The sequence below is a fragment of the Nostoc sp. WHI genome, assembly GCF_015714725.1.
Taxonomy (GTDB): domain Bacteria; phylum Cyanobacteriota; class Cyanobacteriia; order Cyanobacteriales; family Nostocaceae; genus Nostoc.
This window is the reverse complement of record NZ_WBKM01000152.1, coordinates 1-7,193: the sequence shown is the minus strand read 5'-3', so window position 1 is coordinate 7,193 and position 7,193 is coordinate 1. Positions and strand designations below refer to the sequence as shown.

Annotated in this window: 7 protein-coding genes; 1 reads left to right on the top strand and 6 read right to left on the bottom strand. The window is 39.9% G+C overall.

Annotated elements, in window-relative coordinates; all coding sequences use genetic code 11:
- The 3 genes from F8S12_RS16305 to F8S12_RS16295 all read right to left on the bottom strand — a co-directional run.
- On the bottom strand, positions 1 to 662 hold a 662-nt coding region (locus F8S12_RS16305), incomplete at its 3' end, for a Uma2 family endonuclease (RefSeq protein WP_196517196.1).
- Between the two features lie 127 nt (positions 663 to 789).
- The gene (locus F8S12_RS16300; RefSeq protein WP_196517195.1) at positions 790 to 1,005 is read right to left on the bottom strand and encodes a hypothetical protein; all 216 of its coding nucleotides are present in this window, start codon (positions 1,003 to 1,005) and stop codon (positions 790 to 792) included.
- Positions 1,006 to 1,082: 77 nt separating this feature from the next.
- Positions 1,083 to 2,717 (bottom strand): mucoidy inhibitor MuiA family protein, encoded by a 1,635-nt coding sequence (locus F8S12_RS16295; protein WP_196517194.1) that lies wholly within the window; start codon positions 2,715 to 2,717, stop codon positions 1,083 to 1,085.
- 569 nt (positions 2,718 to 3,286) lie between these two features.
- Between F8S12_RS16295 and F8S12_RS16290 the strand changes: the two genes are divergently transcribed.
- Complete coding sequence (locus F8S12_RS16290; RefSeq protein ID WP_196517193.1) at positions 3,287 to 4,342, top strand: polysaccharide pyruvyl transferase family protein; 1,056 nt, start codon at positions 3,287 to 3,289, stop codon at positions 4,340 to 4,342.
- A gap of 2 nt (positions 4,343 to 4,344) precedes the next feature.
- Here F8S12_RS16290 and F8S12_RS16285 read toward each other — a convergent pair whose 3' ends face one another.
- From F8S12_RS16285 to F8S12_RS16275, 3 genes are all read right to left on the bottom strand, one after another.
- Complete coding sequence (locus tag F8S12_RS16285) at positions 4,345 to 5,286, bottom strand: LysR family transcriptional regulator (protein WP_196517192.1); 942 nt, start codon at positions 5,284 to 5,286, stop codon at positions 4,345 to 4,347.
- Between the two features lie 243 nt (positions 5,287 to 5,529).
- Positions 5,530 to 6,318 (bottom strand): BMC domain-containing protein, encoded by a 789-nt coding sequence (locus tag F8S12_RS16280; RefSeq protein ID WP_196517191.1) that lies wholly within the window; start codon positions 6,316 to 6,318, stop codon positions 5,530 to 5,532.
- A 48-nt stretch (positions 6,319 to 6,366) separates the two neighbouring features.
- Positions 6,367 to 7,149 carry a transferase gene (locus tag F8S12_RS16275; protein WP_196517190.1) on the bottom strand — a complete coding sequence of 261 codons (783 nt, stop codon included), beginning with the start codon at positions 7,147 to 7,149 and terminating at the stop codon, positions 6,367 to 6,369.
- Positions 7,150 to 7,193: the final 44 nt, after the last annotated feature.

The following is a 7,193-nucleotide window of genomic DNA, read 5'->3' as shown; positions in this document are numbered from 1 at the left end:
TGTTGTGCCCGTTGCGTCTCCTGTTGTGCCCGTTGCGTCTCTTGTTCTGCTCGTTGCGTCTCCTGTTGTGCCACTTCTTCCGGCGTTGGAACTAGTTCCCCTTCAGGAGTGTAAAAGCGTAAATTTTCTTGATAAACCCCTAAATATAAACCTAATTGTTGACTCCACAACCAGCCTTGAGGATTTGGTTGGAGTGGTTGATATTCACCATCAAGCAAATGGAACCCTGTAAATTCTAAAGTTTCTGGGTCAAACCAGAAGTAATCTGGTGTACGAAAGGTGTCTTGATAAATTTGTTTTTTTAAGCCTTTATCAGTATTGCCTGTACTATCGGAGAGGATTTCTATAATTAGATTCGGATATTTGCCATCTTCTTCCCAAACAACCCAGCTTTTACGGTGCTTGCGTTCAGTCCCCAGTACCACAAAAAAATCTGGTCCCCGGAAGTCTTCTGATTTGCGCTGGCGTGGACTGTAGTAGATGGTGAGATTACCCGAAGCATAAAAGTCGTTGCGATTTTGCCACAACCATTCTAAGCATTGGATGAGCAGTGTCATTTGCAATCGATGCAAGTCAGTTTCCAAAGGCGGTTCGTCACTATATAAATCCCCTGGCGGAAATATAACATCTTTTGGGGTTACTAAATCTGGGATGACAGACATGGCGGCAAATAGTCTTAGTGCTATAAGTTTAGCCTAGCAGTGAAAAACTGATTTTTAATCGTCACGTATATTTGCTGATTACTTTATCAAATTGCTGTAAATACTTTGTCAAAATACCTGATTGCTTTCACAAAATGGCATTCGACTTAAGCAAAAGCTCATTTGACTTACTCATTTTGGTGTTTTCTGCAAGTGAAAGCTCATTTGACTTAAGCAAAATGGTATTTGACTTACTCATTTTGGTGTTTTCCGCAAGTAAAAGCTCATTTGACTTAAGCAAAATGGCATTTGACTTACTCATTTTGGTGTTTTCCGCAAGTAAAAGCTCATTTGACTTACTCATTTCAGTATTTTCCGCAAGCAAAATACTTAAATGCTTTCATAAAAGAACACAGTTGAACAATAACGCTAACCTCGACTCTAAATATCTAACCCAATCACCATCAACTCAGGCGGATATTCAACATTAAACTGATAATATATCTCTCGTCGCTCTTGGGGGGGAAGAGTTAACTGCCATTCTAAAATCCCCATTTCACCAAGTTGAATTTGCGGGTTGCTACGATTAAGACGCACTTTGATTTGCTCGTTGCGGCTAACTGGTAATTGTTCAGTTAGTTTTAAATTTACTTCTTTGTCAAGTAAGTTAGTAATTATTAACCGATAACTATAAGTAATCCGGCGCTGGTTGCTAATCAATCTTTTGTCTACCAAGCGTTCAACTAACTCGCGGTCAATTTTTAAACCTTCATCAATTCCTAAGTTAAGTTTAAACTCTTGCCCTGGTGCAATATTCTCTAACTGAGTTGTTCCAATAAAAACGTTATCGCGGAAAATATTCGCTTTGCCTGGTAACAAAGTTGCACCGTTGGGACTATTTTTTACATTGGCTTGCAGATAAGCAAAGCTTACTAAGCGCGGCATTGCTACATAATCGAAACTACAAGAATAATCATCATTGAAAATCGTTGTTTTATGAGGTGCGCCATCACTGGGAATATTACCACCACTATTCAGTTTAAAGGTAACTACACTCCCTTGTTTGGATACTTCTGCTGCAACGGTTTCTGCTGGAATGAGACTATCCTCTGCAACTTCTTCTTCTTCTTCTTGCCAATCCGCTCTGGCAGCAGAAGCAGGCGGATCTGCTATGCTAGGCAGCAGTGGTGGCTGGGCAGTAAATCGTTTTTGTCGCATCAATTGTGGACGTGGGGCATCGATATACCAAGGATCAAGTTTGGGTGGGAGTGTACCTAATCCCGGTTTAGCGGTAGAAAGGGTGAGATTTGCACCAATCCAATCTTCATCACTGCTTTGAGTGATTTCTGCAAGGTAGCTCAGATGCACAATATCGCTGGTAGTGCTAAAGCGCAAGTCATATAGAGGAGTCCAGCTAGCGCGATTCACTAGGTATGATAGCTCTAATTCAAATTCGCCTTCACCCGCAACTTCAACGCCTACAACTAAGTTAAAACTCTCTTGAGAATGGGGTGTTTGGATTTTTTGTAATGAAGTGTAGAGTGCTTGCAGTTGTTTGTCTAATTCTTGCTGTTGGGTTTTGCACTCCCCAGATGCGATCGCATACTCACTATACTGGCTTCCGAGAAAGTTGAGGAAATCTAAAGTTTCGCTCAAGCTGAGATTTTTTCGAGATAAACTCTGTGAAAAGGGTTTCTCTGCCGTTTCCCGTAAGCCTTCGATAAAACTAGACTGCAATGCTAAAGCATCCACTTGGGCTTGCAGGTGGCGTTTTTCTGCTTCTACTTGCTGAATTTGCCTTGTCAAATGTGCTACTCGCTCTGCTACAGGTTCAGTAGTGTAGATGCGATCGCTACTTACTCCAAGCATTCGTACCCCTACAGTGCCTGTACCGCTAACTCTGACAGACTCAGTTTCTAGAGTCACTGGTACTGGGGTAATTATTAATTCCTGTTCAATTCCTGTTAAAGAAACCATACCCCGCCGTGTGACCAGCGCTCTGTCAGCGTACACTGTAACAGCTACAATCTCGCTTTGTACTGTTTTGCGCCAAGATGGTATTTCCGGGCTAACCATTGCCAGTTTTCCCCCATTTTTAATAGTTTTGCTGGTTAATTGTCAATGTTTCCTGGTCTAACCGTCAACCCCTTTAGAGAATTCAAAAGTCACATTTTTTCAGATTTCACTTTCTTGTTATGTGGATGCAGCCCAAAATTTGCCCTTGGGAAAACTTTAAAAGGATTTTAAGATTTGTCTATAATCGAATTGTGTTAGTCAAAAATCAAGCAATATTCGCAGTCTTTCAAAGCTCGAACCAAAGAAGCCCTTAATCAAGTCTTAAACCAATTTGTTACTGAGCAAATCTTATCTGATGATGCTTGGAGCTAATTCGTTTTGGTCTACTTATTTGTGAACGGCTGTATGAAATACGAAGAACCTAAAGAGACAAAGCTACCCTTTGTCTTCCCACCCCGTTTAAAAGGGTGGAGTTTAATAACTGTGGGAAGCATAATTAATTATCTGCACTTGTATCACTGAATACGTTTAAAATATCCTCTAACATCCTTTTTAAAGATGTTGCTATTATTGACATTCATGTTAAACTTTGCAATAATGAGGCACTAAGTATTTAAAATTGCATCAATATGAATATTTTCCTTATAGGCTATTACGGTCAGAGTAATGTAGGTGATGATATATTTGTACAGCAATTAACAAAATTTTGGGAAGCGCAAGAATTTGTAAAAAGAGTATTTGTTGTTTGTAAAGATAATTATTATGATAATTCAGCCAGTAAGATAAAATTTTTTAGCAGTCATAAATTAACCAAATTACACAGGCTTTGGTTAATTTTAAAAACTGATTATATCGTTTGGGGTGGAGGCAGCTTAAACATCAGCAGTAAACCGAAGGATTTAGTCAGACTTCAATTTTTTTCAAAATTGATGGGTAAGCGTTTTTGCTTTCTAGGCGTAGGGTTAGAAAGTGTTAAAGCAGGAGCAGAAGATAACGTAGTAGAGATATTTGAAAACGCAGATTTCTTATATCTTAGGGACAAAAATTCTTATCAATTAGTTCAAGAAAAAATTAAATACAATAAATCTTTTTGTTTAGGTGGCGATCTAGCATTTTTAGATTTAACTTTTTATGAGAAGTATATAAATCAAAGAAAAATATCCAATAATATAAATAACATATCTTTTTCTGGAAAATATTGGTGGGGCGAAGGTAGAGGCGAATTTTATGCACAACAGTTAATGCCATTGATTGAGAAGTTTAATTCAGTCATTCATTTACTACCTGCACATATAGGAGATGAGAGAAACGATAATAGCTTTCATAAACTACTGAAAAAATATTTACCCGAAAAAAATTGTCTAATTCATTCATGGAACAAACCAGAGGAGTTTATTGAAATCCTCAGTAAAATGGATTTTCACTTGGGAAATCGTCTGCACTCGATAATAATTGCTGACATATTAGGGGTTCCTAATATTGGAATTGGTGATCATCCTTCAAAGATTAGTAACTACATTAACAAGACAGAAATGCTAACTACAGAAAGGATAGCAGCTTTTATGGAGCCATTATCTGTGGAGCGGATTGAGAATATCTTTCAAACTTATAAAAGACCAGAGGAATTTATCCTTAACGAGTCGAAGACATCTAAGGAAGGTTTAGAAAAACTTTTTAATATTTAAGTTTACTTGTGAGTCGGTTCAAGCGTACTCGAAACAGTATCAGCGTTTTCCTCTACAACATTTTTTGTTGCAGCCAGGAGATAATCATAATAGGTACGAGCAACGATAGATAGCTGCTTGCCAGATGGGTAAACCATGTACCAATTTCGCTGAATGGGGAAGTGTTGTACATCTAAAATGCTAAAATCTGAGGTGTCTGATAGTAAGGTATGACGGGATAAAACAGAAATTCCTAAACCACCTGCGATCGCTTGTTTAATTGCTTCGTTACTTCCCAATTCCAGCTTGACTTTTACCATCACCCCATATTTTTCAAATAGGCTTTGGACAGCGCGACGAGTTCCTGAACCTGGTTCCCGCATAATAAAAGGTTCGTTAGACAGGCGTTGTATAGGAATATTTGTTTCTTTAGATAACGGATGATTATTCGGTGCAAAGACTATTAAAGGATTTTCTAAAAATGGTTCACAAGTCACATCCATATTTTCTGGAATTTGACTCATAATATATAAGTCATCTAGATTACTACTCATCCGTTCCAAAATCTGTTCGTGATTCGTTACTTGCAGCGAGATATCAATTCCTGGGTAAAGTTGACAAAAAGGCCCTAACAAACGTGGAATAAAGTATTTTGCTGTTGTAATCACTGCCAAGCGTAATTGTCCCTGTTTTACCCCTTTTAAATCTGCTACCTTCATTTCATACTGGGCTATATTTTCAAAAATCTGCCGACAAGTGGCAAACAATTCCCGTCCTGCTTCCGTCAGATACAACCGCTTCCCCACTTGCTCAAATAATGGCAACCCTACCGATTTAGTAAGTTGCTTAATCTGCATAGAAACAGTAGGTTGGGTGAGAAACAATTCTTCAGCAGCACGAGTAAAGCTACTGTGCCGTGCCGCCGCCTCGAACACCTTTAACTGGTGCAGCGTCGCTTGGTTCAAGGGTGATTCTCCTATAAATAGAGATTATATAGATATAAAACTAGTATTGCTGAACGCTGGCAAATTATATAGCAATGCTCATAGAAAGTTACGAGTTTTACTATAGATAAAGCTCTATTATTGCTATAAAAATAAAGGTATTTTATTTATGGAGAAGAAGAAAATCTTATCAGAACAATAACAAAAGTGTCAGATGCCTTTCATCCAAACGATGAATGCTGAATGTAGATTTTCGACAATTCATCATTCATCATTCCATAATTCCTCTGTAATTTTTGTATTTAGCTTGGTTAAATCTGGTAATCTTAGTACTTCGATTTCGGCAACTTGTTCTTTAATATTCACTGGCAAGTTTAGCGGTTGACGTTCTTCTATCCAGCAGCTTGCTAATGGCAAAGTTAATTCCATTTCGTCCAGTGGTCGAGGAATCACCATCACTGCATTTAATTCCCCAATGCGTTCTGCCTCAAACATTCCTGCTTCCACTGCTACTGCAACATTTGCTACAGAACCACGAATAATCGCTGTACACAAACCCGCCCCAATTTTTTCATAGGCTGCTAAATGCACATCAGCAGCTTTCAGCATGGCATCACACGCTCCTACCATCGCGGGAAATCCTCGCGTTTCTACCAAACCAATTGCTTGATTACTCAGACGGCTGTAATTGCCCTCTTCCATCAATTTAGTGAAACGGGTTGTAATAGGAAGCACTATATCTAGGTTGGGATAAGGTCGGGCTATCACCAAACTAGAAATCAACTGACCAAATTGTTCAGCCGTTTGCACACCTGATTCTACCGCCAGACGCACATCAGCAATTCCACCCCGGACGATCGCAGTACAATGACCGCTACCAGTTTTTTCATAGCCAATTAGGTGAACTCCCGCCGATTTCAGCATCATATCCGCCGTACCAACTATCGCCGGAAAGCTGCGAGTAGAAACTAAACCTAAAGCAGTATCCTCGAAGGTTTCTTGACGATGCCCTCCCTGGATGCTATTCGTAGACCGTTGATTAGATGTTTCCATTATGAATTCTCCAAGATACGGAAAAAGCTGACAACTTACAATTAACACTTACTCGGACTTATTGTCAGAGTTTGGGTTGCTCAAAGATTGTCTATGGGGAAACAATGTAGTCATTAGTCTGTGTATGCTTCCTTGCCCATAAATTTGAGTTCCGAAACCGTTAGGCGATTCTATGGCTGGCTGAGTGGGGTCTGAGTCATGTTCTGTAGACTCTTGAGCAGCTTTTTGCAAGGTAGAGTCAGCATTATTTACAGCTTCCTCCACGAGAGGAGACTGGCTTTCTGGGGTAGCGGGAGATTTAAAGTAAGAAATCGACTTGTTTTGTTTGAAATCCACAAAAGCCGAAGCTGAGAAGTTAGTTGAGGAAATTACCTTTTCCTTAACTCCCCCTAAGCCATTTTCTTCTTCCTTCTGTGGTGGTGCACTTGTAGAAGTTGGATTTTTTATAGATGGTTCCGGTTGCTTTGTTTGGGCAATCTGCCGACTGGTGTCTCCTAAAATCGATCCAGGTGGAACTACTTGTCCAGGTTCAACTGAACAGTTAAACACTGTTGTCGCCGAACCAATGCAGGCATTTGCTCCAATTTTTCCCTTCCCAACCATCAAAAAACCGGCTCCCAGGTTCGCGCCTGCTTCTACCTCTAGGGTTCCTTCATGGACTTGGAGAATTGATCCCATACCAATACACACCCCTAGTCCAATGATGATTTTGCTGTTTGCAGCCGCTTGGAGGATTACCCCAGGTGCGAGTACTGCGCTTGGATGAATAGTCACCTCACCACTAATGTAAGAATCAAAGTTATTGCTGAGGCGCAGTGGCGGCACAGACATGGAAATTTTAACCTCGGAAGCCGGAAGGGGAATGGGGAATGGGG

Bases quoted from the DNA above. Each gene is read 5' to 3' on its own strand.
- F8S12_RS16290 (WP_196517193.1), top strand. From the start codon at position 3,287: ATGAATATTTTCCTTATAGGCTATTACGGTCAGAGTAATGTAGGTGAT.
- F8S12_RS16295 (WP_196517194.1), bottom strand. From the start codon at position 2,717: ATGGTTAGCCCGGAAATACCATCTTGGCGCAAAACAGTACAAAGCGAG.
- F8S12_RS16300 (WP_196517195.1), bottom strand. From the start codon at position 1,005: ATGAGTAAGTCAAATGAGCTTTTACTTGCGGAAAACACCAAAATGAGT.
- F8S12_RS16275 (WP_196517190.1), bottom strand. From the start codon at position 7,149: ATGTCTGTGCCGCCACTGCGCCTCAGCAATAACTTTGATTCTTACATT.
- F8S12_RS16280 (WP_196517191.1), bottom strand. From the start codon at position 6,318: ATGGAAACATCTAATCAACGGTCTACGAATAGCATCCAGGGAGGGCAT.